This is a genomic window from Halomonas sp. DP1Y21-3, from assembly GCF_019801245.1.
Classification (GTDB): domain Bacteria; phylum Pseudomonadota; class Gammaproteobacteria; order Pseudomonadales; family Halomonadaceae; genus Halomonas; species Halomonas litopenaei.
Map to the genome: position 1 here is coordinate 563,872 of NZ_JAHVJM010000003.1, position 18,765 is coordinate 582,636.

General features: G+C 57.4%; 15 protein-coding genes. All 15 read left to right on the plus strand.

Annotated features, from left to right (window positions below; translation table 11 throughout):
• Window positions 1–79: 79 nt before the first annotated feature.
• Complete coding sequence (locus tag KUV74_RS21070) at window positions 80–367, plus strand: DVU3141 family protein (protein WP_221621186.1); 288 nt, start codon at window positions 80–82, stop codon at window positions 365–367.
• A gap of 92 nt (window positions 368–459) precedes the next feature.
• Window positions 460–2,106, plus strand: a complete 1,647-nt coding sequence (locus tag KUV74_RS11215) for a polysaccharide biosynthesis/export family protein (RefSeq protein ID WP_375038063.1) — start codon at window positions 460–462, stop codon at window positions 2,104–2,106.
• Window positions 2,107–2,117: 11 nt separating this feature from the next.
• Window positions 2,118–2,924, plus strand: coding sequence for an ABC transporter permease (locus tag KUV74_RS11220; RefSeq protein WP_108132080.1), 807 nt, complete (start codon window positions 2,118–2,120; stop codon window positions 2,922–2,924).
• On the plus strand, window positions 2,921–3,979 hold the full coding sequence (locus KUV74_RS11225) for an ABC transporter ATP-binding protein (protein WP_222516333.1): 1,059 nt from the start codon (window positions 2,921–2,923) through the stop codon (window positions 3,977–3,979). Before KUV74_RS11220 ends, KUV74_RS11225 begins: the two co-directional genes overlap by 4 nt.
• A gap of 113 nt (window positions 3,980–4,092) precedes the next feature.
• Window positions 4,093–5,175 carry a chain-length determining protein gene (locus KUV74_RS11230; RefSeq protein WP_045992425.1) on the plus strand — a complete coding sequence of 361 codons (1,083 nt, stop codon included), beginning with the start codon at window positions 4,093–4,095 and terminating at the stop codon, window positions 5,173–5,175.
• Window positions 5,176–5,356: 181 nt separating this feature from the next.
• Window positions 5,357–6,424 carry a dTDP-glucose 4,6-dehydratase gene (rfbB, locus tag KUV74_RS11235; protein WP_261395325.1) on the plus strand — a complete coding sequence of 356 codons (1,068 nt, stop codon included), beginning with the start codon at window positions 5,357–5,359 and terminating at the stop codon, window positions 6,422–6,424.
• Complete coding sequence (gene rfbD / locus KUV74_RS11240; RefSeq protein WP_222516334.1) at window positions 6,421–7,302, plus strand: dTDP-4-dehydrorhamnose reductase; 882 nt, start codon at window positions 6,421–6,423, stop codon at window positions 7,300–7,302. The genes rfbB and rfbD overlap by 4 nt, the downstream gene beginning before the upstream one ends.
• A 44-nt stretch (window positions 7,303–7,346) precedes the next feature.
• Window positions 7,347–8,234 carry a glucose-1-phosphate thymidylyltransferase RfbA gene (gene rfbA, locus KUV74_RS11245; RefSeq protein ID WP_222516335.1) on the plus strand — a complete coding sequence of 296 codons (888 nt, stop codon included), beginning with the start codon at window positions 7,347–7,349 and terminating at the stop codon, window positions 8,232–8,234.
• 30 nt (window positions 8,235–8,264) lie between these two features.
• The gene (gene rfbC, locus KUV74_RS11250; protein ID WP_222516336.1) at window positions 8,265–8,807 is read left to right on the plus strand and encodes a dTDP-4-dehydrorhamnose 3,5-epimerase; all 543 of its coding nucleotides are present in this window, start codon (window positions 8,265–8,267) and stop codon (window positions 8,805–8,807) included.
• Between the two features lie 108 nt (window positions 8,808–8,915).
• On the plus strand, window positions 8,916–11,720 hold the full coding sequence (locus KUV74_RS11255) for a glycosyltransferase family 2 protein (RefSeq protein WP_222516337.1): 2,805 nt from the start codon (window positions 8,916–8,918) through the stop codon (window positions 11,718–11,720).
• Between the two features lie 55 nt (window positions 11,721–11,775).
• A complete protein-coding gene (locus tag KUV74_RS11260; RefSeq protein WP_124804634.1) occupies window positions 11,776–12,702 on the plus strand; it encodes a sulfotransferase in 927 nt (308 codons plus the stop codon).
• 2 nt (window positions 12,703–12,704) lie between these two features.
• Window positions 12,705–13,895: a glycosyltransferase family 2 protein gene (locus KUV74_RS11265; protein ID WP_222516338.1), complete on the plus strand. Its 1,191-nt coding sequence runs from the start codon at window positions 12,705–12,707 to the stop codon at window positions 13,893–13,895.
• A 118-nt stretch (window positions 13,896–14,013) separates the two neighbouring features.
• A complete protein-coding gene (locus tag KUV74_RS11270; protein ID WP_045992418.1) occupies window positions 14,014–14,979 on the plus strand; it encodes a sulfotransferase family 2 domain-containing protein in 966 nt (321 codons plus the stop codon).
• Between the two features lie 9 nt (window positions 14,980–14,988).
• Complete coding sequence (locus KUV74_RS11275) at window positions 14,989–17,511, plus strand: glycosyltransferase family 2 protein (RefSeq protein WP_222516339.1); 2,523 nt, start codon at window positions 14,989–14,991, stop codon at window positions 17,509–17,511.
• Window positions 17,512–17,646: 135 nt separating this feature from the next.
• The gene (locus KUV74_RS20990) at window positions 17,647–18,576 is read left to right on the plus strand and encodes a glycosyltransferase (RefSeq protein WP_222516340.1); all 930 of its coding nucleotides are present in this window, start codon (window positions 17,647–17,649) and stop codon (window positions 18,574–18,576) included.
• The last annotated feature ends 189 nt before the right edge of the window (window positions 18,577–18,765 follow it).

Sequence of the window (18,765 nt, forward strand, 5' to 3'; positions counted from 1 at the left end):
CACGCTTCTTCTTGCTACGGTGCTGATCACCGGCTGTGTTCAGCGTCCGCTTACCCAGCCGAACAGTGCCCAGGGGATCATGAGCGAGCCTTCCGGGATCCCTGCCTCCAGCGACTTGTCGCGGTTTCTTGCCCAAACCCCCGCCGGGAGCGCCACCACACTATCGAGTAGCCCCTGGGGAGCGAATGTGGAGGTGGTGGCTGACTCCCCCTACTTCTCTGCCAGCAGGCGCATATGTCGTCACTTGACAGTGACTCGCCGGAGCAACGGGGATCGACTGGCGGCCGTTGCCTGCAAGTCGGGAGAAGGCGCCTGGTTTACCAGTCGCCTGGTAACGGCGCTGTACAACGGAGCGGAGACCTGGTGATGACGATCATGGATGAACGGCTCGGCAGGGCGGTGCTGTATCTGGCAAGACGGCTGGCGTTGCCTGTGTTGTTGCTGATGGTGAGCTGGTCGATGGCGAACTCGGTCGCTGCGCAGGGTATTGCTCTGCCGGACGATATCTTGCCTCAGGCTCGGGAGCAGACGGATGAAGGGACGATCAATGACTCGCCTCGCGCCAACTGGAGCAACGATCGCTACGGGCCGCCCTCGATACCGTCACCGATCGATGTGGAACTGCTTCCTCCCTTTGGCGCCAACCTCTTTACCGGTGGGTTTCGAGGCACCATGGCAGATGGGCTCAACCGTGACTATCGCATCAAACCTGGTGATCAGGTCACCCTGAGAGCATGGGGGGCGGTGGAATTCGATCGAGTGGTGCCCGTGGATGCCCAAGGCAATATCTTTCTCCCGTCGATCGGCCCCCTCGCCGTGCAGGGAATGAGTCATGGCCAGTTGGATGCTCGGGTTCGAGAAGCGATCCAGAGCATCTATCCCGAGAACGTGCAGGTGTACACCAACCTGCAAGGCGTTCAGCCCGTCGGTGTCTATGTCACCGGCTATGTGCACAGCCCTGGACGTTACGCGGGCACCCCCTCGGATTCGATTCTGTACTTTCTCGATCAGGCCGGGGGGATCGACAACGCCCTTGGCAGCTATCGCAGCATCAGCCTGATGCGTCAGGGGCAACGCCTGGCCAGCTTCGATCTCTACGACTTTTTGCTGGATGGCAGGATCGCTCGGCCTCAGTTGCGCGACGGCGATACTATCGTGGTGGGTGAACGAGGCCCCTCCATCGCGGTGACCGGTGATGTGGAACGCGCCTACCGATACGAACTACAGTCTGGCCAGTTGAGTGGCAGCGATCTGGTAAGCCTGGCCCGCCTGAAGAGTGGTGTGTCTCACGTATTGCTGCGCGGAGAGCGTGCAACAGGCCCGGTTGCCACCTACCTGACGCTCGACGAATTTCTCGCGCGCCAGGTCCAGCCTGGTGATGAGGTGATCTTCAATGCAGATCATCAGGAAGGCACCATCGTGGTTGCCCTCGAGGGGAGTTTTCTGGGCCCGTCGAGGTTTGCCCTGCCGCGGGATGCCCGGCTCGGAGAGTTGCTGGACGCCGTCGCCATCCTGTCCGACATGTCGGCCAGCCACAATGTGTCGATTCGCCGAGAAAGCGTAGCACGGCAGCAGAAAGAGGCGCTCGAGGATAGTCTCCGTCGTCTGGAAACGACCTATCTGGGAACATCGTCATCCACCGATGAGGAGGCCAGAATCAGGATTCGCGAGGCCGAGCTGATTCAGATGTTTGTGGCGCGGGCGCGACAGCTCGAACCCAGCGGTCGACTGGTGGTCGCCAGTGATCAAGGGGTTGCCGACATTCGGTTGCAGGACGGTGACGTCATCACGTTGCCGGAGGCCATGGATTCGGTGCTCATCAGCGGAGAGGTGGTCGTGCCACAGGCGGTGGTCTATCAGCCGGGTTCTGGTCTCGACCACTATCTTGATGCCGCAGGTGGTCTTACCCAGCGTGGCGATGAGGACAACATATTGGTGGTTCGCCAGAACGGCGCGGTGCGGAATGCCGACGATATCACCCTGCGTGCAGGAGACGAGATTCTGGTGATGCCGGCTGTCCCCACCAAGAATCTTCAGTTGGCAACCAGCCTGACCCAGATCCTTTATCAGATTGCCGTGGCCACCAAGGTGGCGATCGATCTCTAGAGGGGGGCAGCATGTCGATGATTGGCAACTCCGTGCAACGCCACCCTTGGGTGGTGACGCGTAGCGTCTGGTACGCCATGTTCCTGCGAGAGGCCATTGCGCGCACCATGTCGGATCGCCTGGGCTGGTTCTGGATGATCGCGGAACCTGTGTTCTTCACACTGATCATGGTGGCCATCCGCAGTCTCATCCGCGGAGACGCCCTTATCGTGGGAGCCCCTTTCATCCCATGGATGGTGGTCGGACTGATGGGATTTTTTCTGGTTCGCGAAGGGATGATTAGAGGGCTGGGAGCCATCAAGGCCAACCAGGCGCTGTTCGCCTATCGGCAGGTCAGGCCCGTGGACCCGGTGTTGGTGCGCAACGCCCTGGAGGGGCTTCTGCGATCACTGATATTTCTCTTGTTCATCTTCGGCGGCATGTTGCTCAAGGTCGAGGCGCTGGCACCTGACGACGCCCTGTTGGCACTGGCGTGGTGGCTCTCGCTCTGGCTGCTGGGCCTGGCGCTTGGGCTAATTGTCTCCGTGCTTGCCACCCTCATCGCCGAGGTGGCGATCGTGCTACGGATGATGATCATGCCATTGTTGATCCTATCCGGTGTCATTTTCCCGATCCATCACATGCCCCACTGGATGCGTGAGTACCTGTTGCTCAACCCGATTGTTCATGGTCTGGAGCGACTACGTGGCGGTTTTTTTGAAGGGTATTGGCAGGTCCCTGGTACCAGTGCCCCCTATTACTGGATGGTGACGCTGGCACTGCTGTCACTAGGATTGATGCTACACCTTCGGTTTCGACATCGGCTGATGGCGCAATGATCCAGATAGAACACCTCTACAAGCGCTATCACCATCACAAGGTCAGGGACTGGGTGTTGAAGGATATCAACCTGACCATCCCCCACGGCGTAAGCGTTGGAGTGTTGGGGAGAAATGGCGCGGGAAAGTCGACCCTGCTGCGATTGATTGCCGGCATGGATACGGCTGAAAGGGGCTCTATCCGGCGCGATGCTCGGGTCTCCTGGCCGATGGGACTGGCCGGAGGTTTTCAGGGGGCCTTGAGTGGCCGTCAGAACGTCAAGTTTGTTGCCCGTGTCCATGGTGGTGGTCGTGACGTCGGAGCCATCATCGACAAGGTGCAGGAATTTGCAGAGCTCGGGCCGGCCTTCGATGACCCGATTCGTACTTACTCCTCCGGGATGCGTGCGCGACTCAATTTTGGTCTGTCGCTGGCGTTTGATTTCGATGTCTATCTGTCTGACGAGGCGACCTCGGTGGGCGATCGGGTATTCAAGGCCAAGGCGACCCGTGCCTTCAAGGACAGGGTCAATCGCGCAAGCCTGGTCATGGTCTCCCACAGCGAAGGCATACTGCGCGAACTGTGCCAGGCAGGCATCTATCTGAAGCATGGCGAGGCGTTCTGGTTTGACGATATCAGAGACGCCATTCGCAGCTATCACCAGGACAGTGACAGCAAGGCCAAGGCCAAGGCCACCGGCGGCCCCGGCAATGGGCCACGCCACGATGGCGAGCCGCAAGCACCCCGGTATCCGTCACCTGCGCCGACACCGGGTATCGACACAATGTCCCTGGATACGCTCAAGGCATTGCTGGGCAAGCGCAGACAGCAGCTGGAGCGTATCCAGAAGCGCCTCGATGCTCTGGAGATGGGGCGTGAGAACGCAGACGAACTGGTCGACCCGAGGGTCCGTCAGGAGCTCATCGCTCGCCTTCACCTGGCGAAGCAGCGCTTGCATGAGGTTCGTCGCGCGGTACAGACGAAAAAGCGGGCCGCACCCGCGAGCAGCAAGGACGATTCGGGGAAGGATTCGCGGAAGGATTCGGAGAAGGGGTCCGAGAAGAAAGAACGGTAGCCACCAGGCGATGGCAAGGCGTCGCTCACTGAGGACTAGATCCCGACGGTGGTGCTCGCATTCAGAGGCGTCCGGATGCCCCGCGACGTCGCTCCAGCAAGGAAGCCAAGATAATGTTGCGATGGATTGCTCGGCAGCCCCATTGGGCATTTGCCTGCCTGTCGATATTGGCCATGTCCTTCTACTGGCTAGTCTGGGCCGAGGATCGGTACGTATCCGAGGCCGTCGTGGTACTTGAAAGCCCACAGATCGCTGCCCCAACCTTCGACTTCTCGAGCCTGCTTTCCGGTGCCAGCGTCGATAGCGATATGTTGCTTTTGCGGGAGTATCTGCTTTCTGTGGATATGCTCAAGAAGGCTGATGAACGGCTCGACCTGAGGTCTCATTACAGTGAGAACGGTGACTTTCCTGCTCGTCTGTGGGACGCCGAGGCTCCCATCGAAGACCTTCATGAGTATTACCTGAGTCGCGTAGAGGTAACGCTCGATGACTACGCAGGGGTCCTGAAGCTGGAGGTCCAGGGCTTCTCTCCCGAGTTTGCCCAGCAACTGACCTCGCTTTTACTGGCGGAAGGTGAAGCGCACATGAATGCCATGGGGCAGCGCCTGGCTCAGGATCAGGTACGGTTCCTCGAGCTTCAGGTAGAGCGCCTGTCCGATCGGTTGGATCAGACGCGCACGGATCTCCTGGACTATCAGAACGAGCATGGTCTGGTGTCTCCTACCTCGACGGTGGACAGCCTCAACCAGGTGGTGGCCAGTCTGGAAGGTGAGCTGGCAAGACTGGAAGCCCGGCGTAGCGCCTTGGCCAGCTTTTCCAGCCAGCGTTCATCGGACATGGTGAGAGTCGAGAGCGAAATCACTGCGTTGCGTCGTCAGATCGATCAGGAGCGTGAGCGACTGGCAAAGGCCACAGGAGACTCCCTCAACCGCCTGTCCTCCGAGTATCAGCGGCTCGAGCTGCGGGCTCGCTTTGCCCAGGAGACCTATGCCAGCGCTCTCGGTGCATTGGAGGGCACGCGCATCGAGGCTGCTCGCAAGCTTAAGCAGATCAGTATCTTGCAGAGCCCTCTATTGCCCGAGTACGCCACGCGTCCAGAGCGCCTCTACAACCTGACCATCTTTGTGATCGTCACTCTGTTCCTTGCCTTCATTGCCAGCATGCTGTGGCTGATCGTCCAGGACCACAGAGACTGACGCTCTTCCTGATGCAACTACCGATAGCTGTCGTCGGACGGCTGCCGCAATGAAGCCCTTCATGTTGAAGAGCTCAGGGCTCACGCTTCCTGTCATCCTCTCTTCCTTCCCGCCCGTATGCCATTTCTAGCGTCCTCCCTGGCGGGGCGGGCAGAATTTCCAGTCCTCTCGGGGTTCTTTCATGATCAAGACGTTTCTCGTGACCGGTGGTGCCGGTTTTATCGGCTCGGCCGTGGTGAGGGAGTTGATTACCCACACCCCTCATCGTGTCGTCAATGTGGACAAGCTGACCTATGCCGGCAATCTGGCATCCGTTGCGTCTGTCGCCTCCGATCCTCGCTATATCTTCGAGAGAGCGGACATCTGTGATGGCGCGGCAATGAGCAGAATTCTGGACAAGTACCGCCCCGATGTGGTGATGCATCTGGCCGCTGAAAGCCACGTTGATCGCTCCATCGACGGGCCTCGCGCCTTTATTCAGACCAATGTGGTGGGCACTCTGGTATTGCTCGAGGCGGTACGCGGGTACTGGGAAGGAATCAGGCAACAGGACAGCGACAAGGCCGATGGTTTTCGGTTTCACCACATCTCCACCGACGAAGTCTACGGAGACCTCGAGAATGATGGCAGCCTGTTCACCGAACAGACCCCCTACGCGCCTAGTTCGCCCTACTCGGCCAGCAAGGCGGGATCGGATCACCTGGTGCGGGCGTGGACGCGCACCTATGGCTTGCCTTGCCTGGTGACCAATTGTTCAAACAACTATGGTCCGTTTCACTTTCCTGAAAAACTGATTCCTCTGATGATCCTCAATGCGCTGCATGGAGAGGCTCTTCCTGTCTACGGTGATGGTGGACAGGTACGAGACTGGCTCTACGTCGAGGACCATGCGCGCGCCCTGGTGCTGGTTGCCAGTGAGGGAAAGGTTGGAGATACCTACAACATTGGCGGCCATAACGAGAAAACCAACCTCGAAGTGGTACACACAATCTGTGACCTGTTGACGGAAATGGCTCCGGACAAGGGCGAATATCGTGATCTGATCACCTACGTCGCCGACAGGCCTGGCCACGACCGGCGCTATGCCATCGATGCATCCTACATTCAGCACACGTTGGCCTGGGAGCCACGAGAGACTTTCGAGTCTGGCCTTCGCAAGACAGTGTCCTGGTATCTGGCCAACGAGTCGTGGTGGAAGGCGGTGCAGGATGGTAGCTACCGGGCCGAGCGCCTGGGGGTGTTGTCATGAGTGGGCTCTTGCTTGGTGCCTCGGGCCAGGTGGGCCATGAGCTTCACAAGGCGCTAGCCATCCATCTGGATCTTCATGCGCCTGACCGCAGGACCCTGGATCTGACCGACCTTGATGCGGTGAAACGCTGTCTGGACCACTATCGCCCCCAGTGGGTGATCAATGCTGCTGCCTACACCGCGGTGGACCAGGCAGAGACCGATACGGCGACTGCCTTTCGACTCAATGCAGAGCTGCCTGGCTGTCTCGCACGCTATTGTGCCGATCACGGGGCACTGTTGACGCACTATTCCAGCGACTACGTCTATCCAGGCGATGGCATTCGGCCCTGGACGGAAGATAGTCCAACCGACCCTTTATCTTGCTACGGCCAGTCCAAGCTTGCCGGCGACGAGGCGGTGCTCGCCAGTAGATGCGACGCACAAATCTTCCGGACAAGTTGGGTTTACAGTGCCAGGGGCAACAACTTCATGAAGACCATGCTGCGTCTGGGGCGGGAGCGGGCGTCCCTGGCAATTGTCGACGACCAGGTAGGGGCCCCTACGCCCGCACGCCTGATTGCTGACGTGACCTTGCATGCGTGGCAAGTCTACCGCTCTCGTCCCGAACTGACCGGGCTCTACCATCTGGCACCACGGGGTTTCGTGTCCTGGTATGACTTTGCCCGAGAGATTTTTCGTCTCGCCCGTCTGCACGGCCTTCCTCTCATGCTCTGCGACGACCAGCTGTCTCGTCTGGCGACGAAGGACTATCCCACACCAGCAAAGCGTCCACCCAACTCCCGGCTGTCGGTCTCTCGTCTTGAGAACGCCTTCGACATCTCGCTCCCTGACTGGAGGGGACAGTTGTCTCTCACCATGAAGGACTATCTAAGGTAGGCCTGCCGCCGCAAGGCGTTGTCCGAAAACTAGAGGTTACCGCCATGAATCGGAAGGGAATCATCCTTGCCGGAGGCTCCGGTACGAGACTTCACCCCATTACCCATGGGGTCTCAAAACAGCTTCTCCCTGTCTACGACAAGCCGATGATCTACTATCCGCTCTCGGTGCTAATGTTGGCAGGAATAAGAGAAATACTGGTGATATCTACACCGGATGATCTACCGGTCTACCGTCAGTTGCTCGGTACCGGTGACCAATTTGGTGTTTCCTTGTCCTACGCAGAGCAGCCAAAGCCAGAGGGACTGGCCCAGGCTTTTATTATCGGCGAGAAGTTTATTGGTGATTCTCCTGTCTGTCTCGTCCTTGGCGATAATATCTTCCACGGACAACACTTTTCCGAGCAACTTCTGAGAGCCTCCGACCAGGCTCGAGGTGCCACAGTGTTCGGCTATTTCGTCAAAGACCCGGAACGCTTTGGTGTTGTCGATTTTGATGAGAAAGGGCGTGCGGTCTCTATTGAGGAAAAGCCCAAAAAACCAAAGTCATCCTATGCGGTGACGGGCTTGTACTTTTATGACAACTCCGTGGTGGACATCGCGCGGAGCGTCAAGCCATCGGCTCGGGGAGAGTTGGAGATAACCTCGATCAACAATGAATATCTACACCGTGGTGAACTTCACGTAGAGCGTTTGGGGAGAGGATTTGCCTGGTTGGATACAGGTACTCATGACAGTTTACTTGAGGCAGCGCAGTACGTGCAGACAGTCGAACATCGACAGGGGCTGAAGATAGCGTGTCTGGAAGAGATTGCCTGGACTCAAGGCTGGATCAGTGACGAGTTCCTGCTTTCACAGGCAAACAGCCTTTCCAAGACAGGATACGGGGAATACCTGCTACAGCTTCTGGCCGCGAAGGCTGTTGGTCAGTGACAAGGCTACCTGATGGTGGAGGTGACGTGCATGAAAGTTGAAAGGCTGGCTATTCCTGATGTCGTGCTATTTACGCCAAAAGTGTTAGGTGACGAAAGAGGTTTCTTTATGGAAACCTTTCGCCAGGAAACATTTGATGAAGTCTGTGGTGAACACAAGTTTGTTCAGGACAACCATAGTAGGTCGAGTCGCTCGATACTCAGGGGACTGCATTATCAGCTGAAGCATCCCCAGGGAAAGCTGGTGAGAGTAATCAGGGGAGAGGTATTCGACGTAGCCGTTGATATGCGAACGTCCAGTGCCACCTATGGTAAGTGGGTAGGCGTTTTCTTGAACGAAGACAACCGGCAGATGCTCTGGGTACCACCTGGATTTGCACATGGTTTCTACGTTACCAGTGACGATGCCGAGTTTGTATACAAGTGTACTGACTATTACGCGCCTTCAGACGAAATGTCGGTGCACTGGGCAGATACTATCCTGTCAATCGACTGGCCATTGGACAACATTGAGCCACGAGTTTCCGATAAGGATGCTCGAGGGATGTCGTTTGTCGAGGCTCCTGGCTACTAGTAATTGCCTGAGGAAGTAGACGTGGTAGAACATGAACCAAGAAGCGGCCCTCCCTCTTCGCAATCACCACACTTGGCTACACTGGCGTTGTCGGCACGCCTGAGGCGAATGCAGACTTCCTTCAGTTGGCGAGCGACCAAACCGCTGAGAGATCTCGGTGGGTTGTATCACAAGTACATCAAAAAATGCTCCCGCATGGACTTGCTGCCGATCCATGAACTGGAGCTGATGACCCGCAATAACAAGGTGGTCTGGGTATCTCGCGGTGGAGATCCACAGTTCCTGCTCACCCCGATCAATCCCGCTGTGCTTCGCCAAGGTGGATGGTTCAGTCTCGAATACGACTTTTCGGCGACTCAGGCAGTGGATCAGTGTCTCTATATTGATTATGGCGATGGTTTCCAGGCAGATATCGTGTGGGCCCGTCATGTGGAAAAGAGCGGCCACCAGAGCCTGGTCATTTACTTGCCGATGGGAACACAGGCATTGCGGCTGGACCCGATGACTCGACCTGGAGAGTTCCGGTTGGAGGATCCGGTGCTGAAAAAGATCGAGACGCCACAGATTCCGCACCCTTGGTCGGGGCTGGATGGATATCTGAAGTGCTGCGAAGGCTGTGAATTTACGCTTGCCGCTGCCCAGCAGCTCGAGCGCCGCCTGGAAGGGGAGTTCCATTGGCGTTCCCACGGTACCGATCCGGCCTTCGTCGTTCGTCATCGCCGAGGTCGAGTCATCGAGCCTGGGTGGTGTCGTATCGAATTTGTTCTCAGTGGCGAGTATCAGCACCAGGTCGCCAAGCTATATATCGATCACGGAGAGGGCTTCAGTGAAACTCACGCCTATCCCATACCCTTCCAGTCAGGGAAACTGGCGACAAGGGTGATTCAGCTTGAGCGAAGTATTGTCAACATACGCTTTGACCCATGGGAGCGGGAAGGAAGCTTCCGTCTGGAGCGACTATGCATCGACAATGTCGATGCCGAAGAGGCTTGGGATGCGATTGCCGGGCGTCTTGTCGAGACTGCTCCTGAGTACATGGACTTGAAAAAGGCCGAGGTCCTTGCGGGAGTGGGTAGATCTGCTCCGGAAACGGATGAAGGTGACGGGACGGCAAAGAAAGCCGAGTTGGCGGATGCCGAGGACGACGCCGCACGCGAGACCCGCCTTCTCGAAGAGTACGCGGAAACCTTTATTGTCAACGAGGCCGAACTCTCCTACCAGAAATGGATAGATGAGGTAGAAGTCAATGGCCTGCCGAGCTCTGAAACCATCCGCAGCTATCTTGAGGGCCTTGAGAGTCCTGCATTAATTTCGGTGTTGGTGCCGGTTTACAATACCGATGAAACGCTTCTGAAAGCTTGCATCGACTCGGTCATCGCACAGTCTTATCCCCACTGGGAGCTTTGCCTTGTGGATGATGCCTCTCCATCACCACATGTCGAAAAAGTCCTCAGGCACTATGCCAGCAAAGATAAACGCGTAAAAATACATTTTCGGCCGGATAATGGGCATATTTCCAAGACAACTAATGACGCCCTGTCGATGGCCACTGGTGACTATCTGGCATTGCTCGATCACGATGATGAATTGGCCAGAGATGCGTTGTACTTTATTGCAAAAGAGCTGGAAAAGAATCCCGATGCCCAGTTGATCTACAGTGATGAAGACAAGATCGATGTTCAGGGCATGCGCTGCGAGCCTCACTTCAAGCCAGACTGGAACATCGACCTTCTCTATTCGCAAAACTATGTTTCTCATCTGGGCGTATATCGACGCTCGTTGATCGAGAAAATTGGGGGTTTTCGAGTCGGGGTAGAGGGATCGCAAGACTATGATCTGGTGCTGCGTTGCATACCACACCTGACCGCTGGCTCAATTTCCCACGTTTCCAGAGTTCTCTATCACTGGCGCGCTATCGAGGGTTCGACAGCACTGGCTGAAGAGGGCAAGGATTACACGACCTCAGCTGGTGTAAAGGCGCTGAAAGACCATATTGAAGGAATAGCAGATGGGCGTGCGATTGTAGAGCAGGGGATTGTGGGAAATACCTATCGTGTGCGTTGGCCTATTCCTGAGCCGGCACCGTTGGTGAGCATGTTGATTCCTACGAGAGACAAGAAGGACGTCACAGAGCTGGCAGTGCGCAGCATCCTGGAGAAGTCACGTTATACAGACTACGAGATTATTCTCCTTGATAATGGCAGTGTAGAGCCTGAGACGCATGAATTTTTTGAAAAAATTCAGGCTGAAGACTCCAGGGTAAGCGTTCTCAGGTACGACCACCCCTTCAACTACTCAGCTATCAATAATTTTGGTGCAGAGCATGCCAAGGGAAGCATCATTGGTTTGGTAAATAATGATGTTGAAGTGATCAATGGAGACTGGCTCCGGGAGATGGTTTCTCATGCCTGTCGCGAGGATGTCGGCTGTGTCGGCGCAAAACTATACTATGGGAATGACACCATTCAGCACGCAGGCGTCATCGTTGGGCTTGGCGGAGTAGCAGGGCACTCTCACAAGCACTTTCCTCGAGAGTCCGGCGGTTATTTCAACCGTTTGAAGGTGGTCCAGTCTGTATCTGCCGTGACAGCGGCGTGTCTGCTCGTGAGAAAGTCGGTGTATGAGGAAGTCGGAGGCCTGAACGAACAGGACCTCAAGGTCGCTTTCAATGACGTTGATTTCTGCCTGAAGGTGCTCGATGCCGGGTATCGTAATATCTGGACCCCATACGCTGAATTGTATCACCACGAATCCATCAGTCGTGGAGCAGAAGATAACCCAGAAAAAGTTGCCAGATTCAACACCGAGATAGATTACATGCAGAAGGCCTGGGGAAAAATAATCGAACACGACCCCAGCTACAGCCCTTGCCTCACAAGAAGCCGAGAAGACTTCTCCATCGGAGGTCGTTGATGGCTTTCTTGATGGGTCGTCGTATTCGGAGAAACTACGTATCCCAGGAGGGGACATGCCCAAGAATGATGCCTTGATCAACAAGGGAGTCGTGGTCATAGGGGACCAGGATGACAAGATGCCATCTCCTATCATCGTCATTGGAACCGCGCGAGGCGGGACCTCGATGGTCGCTGGCGTGTTGGCCAAGCTTGGCGTCTTCATGGGCGACCGTGCCTCACACCCTGTGTACGAAGACGTCAGACTTTCCGAGGCTTTCGAAAAGCAGGACATGGCTCAGACAGCTTTGATTGTGAAGGAGTACCAGACCAGGTACACCCGCTGGGGCTGGAAGCGACCTTCCATCATCGACCATCTGGATGAAGTAGACGCTCTATTGCCGAATGCCAGGTATGTGTTTATCTACAAGGATATTCTTTCAATAGCGCAGCGGAATTCTATTTCCATGTTGGCCGAAATTACCGAGGGCATGGACAGAGCGCTGTCACAGTATAGAAAGACGCTTCGCTTTGTCAGGCAGAAGTCTCCGCGTGCCATGCTCGTCTCCTACGAAAAGGCCAGTGCTTATCCCGAAGCCTTTCTTTCCACTCTCGAGTCCTTTTGCGGAATTTCTCCCTCGCAGGAGGAACACCAGACGGCACTGGCCTTTATCGATCCTGAACCAGAAGACTATATAGAGGCAACCCGGATCACCAAGTCACAGGGAAAACTTCTTTCATGTGATTCACGACGTGTCAGCGGTTGGGCGCGCTATGTACACAAGAAACAGCATGCTGAGGTAGAAGTTTTTGTTGATGACCGGTCCGTGGGTGTGGTGGTGGCGAACGAACCGAACCCCGGTGGCGGTGCTCCCGCGAACGAGCCATGTGGCTTCACCTTCACCCTTCCTGCCGGTGAAAGCTTGAGCGAGGACGCCAGTGTCAGAGCCAGAGTAGTGAACGACGTTGTCGATCTTGGCAACTCTCCGGTCAGGGTGGGCTAGAGATGGCGAAGTTCTGTGTTGCCGGTATCGTCCGCAATGAGGTGGATTACCTTGTCGAGTGGGTAGCTTGGCATCGGCTTGCCGGGTTTGGGCATGTCATTCTGGCCGACAACGGTTCCGACGACGGCACCCGCTCTTTGCTCGAAGCGCTGGCAGATCTGGGAGAGGTCAGCCTGCTGTACCAGCCGGTGCTTGAGCGCAGGTCGCAGCAGTTGGCCTATCGTCGCATCCTTGGGCTGGCTCTGGGAAAGCATGACTACGTCATGTTTCTCGATGCCGATGAGTTTCTTGTGCACGAAAGCCAGCGTCACGGTGAGGAATGTCGCGAGCTGGAAAGGCTGGTGGCGTCGGGTGATGTGGGAAGCGTCAGTGTGAACTGGAAATGCTTCGGCTCCTCGGGGCTTGAAGAGGCGGGATCTGAACCGGTACTGCAACGTTTCACCCGTTGTGGCACTGCACCAGGCGCGAGCGCAGATTGTCACACCAAGAGCCTGGTACGCGTCGACCATGTCAAGGCGCCCTATTGTCATTCCTCTACCCTGGTATCGGCCTGGAAATATGTCGATGCCACAGGGGACGTGATCGAGGACTTCGTTGGCTCGCCGGACGGCAGTGGTGAGTCGGACCCACGTGGTGGGCGTACGCGGTCGATCCATCAGGGACCGCTTCGGGTTCACCATTACGCGGTGAAGTCGCGTGAGGAGTTCTCGCGCAAGCGATTGAGGGGGAGTGCTACGCGAGGCGCCAACTTCGACAAGGGCGAGGCATATTTCGGACGTTACGACATCAACGACGTTGCTCATGAGTTCCAGGCCGGCAAGCTTGCCCGCCTGGCTCGGGAGATGTCGGCGCTGAAACAGCGTCTGGCAGAGCGCACCGTGCTAGATCGCCCTTTGGTGGGAGCCATCGATCATTTTGACGCCAACGCAGTCTGTGGTTGGGTGACGGACCGCAACGGCAAGGCCAGTGGTCTGGCAGTGAACATCTTCGTCAATGGTGTTCACGCGGGGCGTGCAAGGGTGGGGTTCTATCGACCCGATCTACGACGTTCCGGCAAATCCGTGGATGGTTATTGCGGGTTTCGCTGGCTGCATCCGGCGCCTTTGAAAGAAGGCGATCATGTGACCGTTTCTCTCCATGCCAATGCTTCAGTGCTGGTGGGGGGGAGTGATCTTGTTGTCGGCACATCGTGACGCGTCCGGAGTGTGGAGGTGGCTCCGCCACCGGATCCCGTGTCGTCTTCCCCTATCCCTTTTGCCACGCCGCGCCGCAGGACTGATTCCTGCGGCGCTTTTGTCAGGAGACTCCACCATGAAACCCTTGTTTTTCGTACATATACCCAAGACGGCGGGAACCAGTTTTCGTCACGGTGCTGAGCGCGCCTTTGGCTTCGACAAGATCGTCTATGACTACGGCCAGGATGCATCTCAGACCAGCGTCCTGACACGCGAGTGCATGTATGGCGAGTCCCCCGATCCTTGGCGCCTGTATCGCAGGAGCCTGGACAACCAGGCGATGATGCTGGCAGGACACGTCACCGCGGCCAAGTATGTCCCGCTGTGTGGCGTCGATCGCGCGGTGACCTTTGTTCGCGAACCGTTGCAGCGGGCGGCTTCCGAGTATTCGCACTTTCAGCGGATTCATCAGTACAAGGGCAGCTTCCGCGACTTCATGAAGATTCCTCTGATGCTTGATCGCCAGTCGAGCATCTTCAAGGGGGTCGATGTCGAGGCGATCGGGATGGTCGGCTTGACCGAACGCTACTCGGAGAGCCTGGAGTTGATCAATGCTCGCTTTGGCATCGATATCGCCCAGCGTGAGGACAACCGGGGGAAGCCGCAGGTGGGCGAATTGCATGACATCGCGCCGGAGGATGAACAGGAGTTCCGCAAACTCAACCCGCTGGATCTGGCGCTCTACGAGCGTTGTCGCAAGCTATTCGAATCGCGCATCCAGCTCTATCGCGACAATCTCCCCTTTGCTCACGCTCGACTGACGCAGTTCGATGCCGAGCGGGTGGGGGGGTGGGCCTGGTGGGAAGGTGGTGCTGATACCCCGGTGGACGTCGAAGTCTGGGTCAATGACGAACATCGCGACACTGTGTCGGCCACCCAGCTCCGTCCGTCCATGGCTCGCTTGAAGCTTCCCCGTGGCGGCTATGTCGGCTTCCAGCTGAAGGTGAATCTGTCTGCGGGTGACAGGGTCCAGTGTCGTGTTGCCGAGACCGGACAATGGTTCCCGCCGGGGCCGCGTCGAGTCGCTGTGGCCAGCAACTGAGCGGCGGGTATGGAAGGTGCCAATCGAGGTGGCGGAACACGGTCGTGGCTGAAAGGTCTTCTCGATCTGTGCCACCTGGTCGTTCAGCCTCAGCGACACTGGCAGCCTCATCATGGCCTGAGACAGCAGGCGAGTGGAGGGGACTGGGAGTGGGAGTCGCTGGATGAAGACCCCCAGTTCCTGCTGTGTCGGCACCTACCGTTGCCTGGCTGGCATATGGTGGAGCTGGACCTGGACCACGACCAGCATAGCGTTGCTGTCAGGCTTTACTTCGATACGGGGGAAGGCTTCAGTGAAGACGAGTCGTTGACCCTTCCGCTCAAGGGTGGACGTATTACCAAGCGGTTGATCTACGTGAAGCGGCGACTGCGCCGGTTGAGATTCGACCCGATGGAGTCGCCGGGATACTTTGCGATCCGCCACTTTCGCGTCGTCTGGCTCTCTCCCTGGTTCGCGCATGATCGCCTGAGCCAGCGTCTGGTCAATATGCACCATCGCTGGCGTGATGTGTCGAAGCAGGAAGTGTTGGGAGTGCTTCGCCACCGCGCCCTCCAGGACGGCACCTGTTGGCGCGACCTTGCCCTGTCGGACTACGAGGAAACGTTCGAACGATTCTGCTCGGGACGAAGCTATGTGCAATGGCTGCGTGAGCGCGGATGGGATAAGAATTCGGATAGCAGTTCAGATAGTAGTTCGGATAGTAGTTCGGATGATTGCGACAAGACCTCTATGGTCTCGGCGCTCGAAGGTGGGTGTCGTTCCAGGAATAGAAGAGCTGAGCTGGACGAGATTCGTGGTGGGCTTGACGGGTGGCGGGGCAAGGATGAACGCCGCCGTAGCCTGGCGCTCGAGCGTCGTTGTGCTGCTGCCGAGCGAGCTGCGCAGTCATGTGTGGACACCGCAGTTGAAGCCAGGACGAATACGTTCAGGCCGATTGTGTCGATCTTGCTGCCGGTACATGATCCTGCGCCGGAACATCTGAAAGACTGTCTCGAGTCTGTGCTTCGCCAGGACTATGATCATTGGCAACTCTGTATCGTTGATGACGCCTCCAGAAACCGCGAAGTCATAGTGTTGCTGGAGCAATTTGAGGGTCGCGATTCTCGAATAGTTCTGCGTCGCCAGAAAACTAATGGCCATGTCTGTGAGGCCTCCAACGCGGCCTTGAGCATGGCCGCTGGACCCTACGTGGCGCTACTGGACCATGATGACCTGCTGACTCCGTGTGCCTTGAGCTATGTCGCCGAGGCGCTGAGTCGCTCACCACGACCGGTGCTGGTGTACAGCGACGAAGACAAGGTGGATCAGCGTGGTGTACGCTGCGAACCTCACTTCAAGCCCTGCTTCAATCCTGATCTGCTGCTGGCCCAGAACTACATGGCGCACTTGAGTGTCTTCGACACCGCGCTGGTACGGCAACTGGGAGGCTTCCGCAAGGGGCTGGAGGGCAGCCAGGACCATGATCTGGCCCTGAGAGTCTGTGCCCACACAGAGCCTGATCGCATCGTCCATATTCCCAGGATTCTCTATCATTGGCGTGCCAGTCCCGGCTCCACGGCGATGACCAGCAACGCCAAGGATTATACGTCCCGTGCAGGGCTGCGAGCGGTCGCCGACCATCTGGCACGAAGCAGCCCCGGCGCCACCGTCGAGCTTGGGCGCCTGCCCAATACCTATCGTGTCCGCTGGCCTCTGCCGGATCCGCTCCCGCTGGTCAGCCTGATGATCCCTACGCGTGATCGTGTCGATCTGTTGGCACCATGCGTCGATGCGATCCTGTCTCGTACCCGCTATTCCAGGCTTGAGGTGCTGATCCTCGACAACGGGACGCGATGCGAAGAGACACTGGCTTATCTGGCCGAGATCGGCAAGGGAGACCCCCGGGTCAGGATTCTGGCCTGGAACCATCGCTTCAACTATTCCGGCATCAACAATTTCGGAGCGTATCACGCACGTGGTGATGTGCTCGGACTTATCAATAACGATATTGAACCCATCAACGAAGAGTGGCTCGAGGAAATGGTGCGGCACGTCGTGCGGCCGGACATCGGTTGTGTCGGCGCCAAGCTCTATTATCCCAACGATACCATCCAGCACGCCGGTGTCGTGTTGGGTATCGGGGGCGTTGCGGGCCACGCTCACAAGTACTTCAGCCGCCATGCCAACGGGTATTTTTCTCGCCTGGCGCTAGCGCAGAATTACTCTGCGGTGACCGGTGCCTGCTTGTTGATACGCAAGGCGCTCTATCGGCAGGTGGGCGGCCTCAACGCGCGAGATTTGCCGATCGCTTTCAATGATGTGGACCTGTGTCTAAAGGTTCGGGAGGCGGGTTATCGAAACGTATGGACGCCCGACGCCGAACTCTATCACCACGAATCCGAGTCGCGTGGTGCCGATGACAATGCCAGCAAGCGAGCCAGGGCCATCGGAGAGGTACTCTACATGCGCCACACCTGGGGTGAGCAGCTTGATCGGGATCCGGCCTACAACCCCAATCTGACGCTGGTTCACGAGGATTTTTCTCTGCGTTGAGAGGCGTTCACCACGGCCCGGGGTTCTGGCATTTGTGGTTCTCGCTGGCTGTTGCTGAGTGATGGGGCTCTGCCCACCGAGGACATCTACTTCATGGCGACGGCTGCGCCCTGGCTTCGCTATGCAGGTGCGACAGTGACTCGCCTTGATACCCGTCGGTGGGCGTCTCCTCTGCTGTGCTGGCCCTGGCTGGATCGCACCTTGGCCGGGGCACAGATCATCGTTTGTCGAAGCCTGTCCGAAGCCTGGATCGATCTGCTGGAGACGCGCCGAGCTCAGGTCGCCAGCGTACATTACCTGCTGGATGATGATCTTGATGCTGCCGCCAGGGATCCTGGCTTACCGACGGGCTATCGTGAGCGTATGGGGTGGGTGTCGCGCCGGATTATGCCCAGGCTGCTGGCCCTGGCCGACGAAGTCGTCGTACCAAACGAGGAGCTGGCGGCACGAATCAGGCCGCGCCACTCCCGGGTGGTGACGCTGGCACCTGCGCTGCTTTTTTCCCCGGAGATGGCCACCCCCGAGGCAACATCGACGGGATGGCGATTGGGTTACCACGGTACGCGGGCCCACCGGCGGGATCTGGAGCAAATCAGCTCGGCACTGGTCAGCGTTCTCGAGGCCCACTCGGGACTGATGCTGGAAGTGGCAATGGGGCGCTACACTCCGCAATCCTTGCGTCAGCATGATCGTGTGGGCGCGCTCGCCCCCATGGCCTGGCATACCTATCTGAGGCACTTGAAAGGTTCGCGGTTGCATCTGGGGCTGGCTCCCTTGTGGCCGACAACGTTCAACACTGCCAAGTCCCATATCAAGTTTCTGGAGATTGCCGCCATGGGTGGTGTGGGTCTCTTCAGCAGGCGTGCCCCCTACAGCAATATCGTCAGCGACGGAGAAGATGGACTGCTGGTCGATGATGATCCCGCGGATTGGCAGCGCTGCCTCGTCCGGTTGCTGGAGTCTCCGCGGGAAACCCATCGCATGGCCCAACGGGCGTTGGAAAAGGCCCGGGATATCGGCAGTGCGGCCCACCACCATGCCTTCTGGGGTGAGCGTCAGTGCTGAAACAGACAACAGTTTCCAAGGGAGCAAATGCTGTATAGACAACAGTGATTGGTGCTTTCTTCTCTCCTTCTCTCCTTCTCTCCTTCTCTCCTTCTCTCCTTCTCTCCTTCTCTCCTTCCTCCCCCCTTCCTTTCTAACCTCCTTCCTTCCTAACTTCCTTCCTTTCTTACTCTCTCTTTCTCTCTTCCT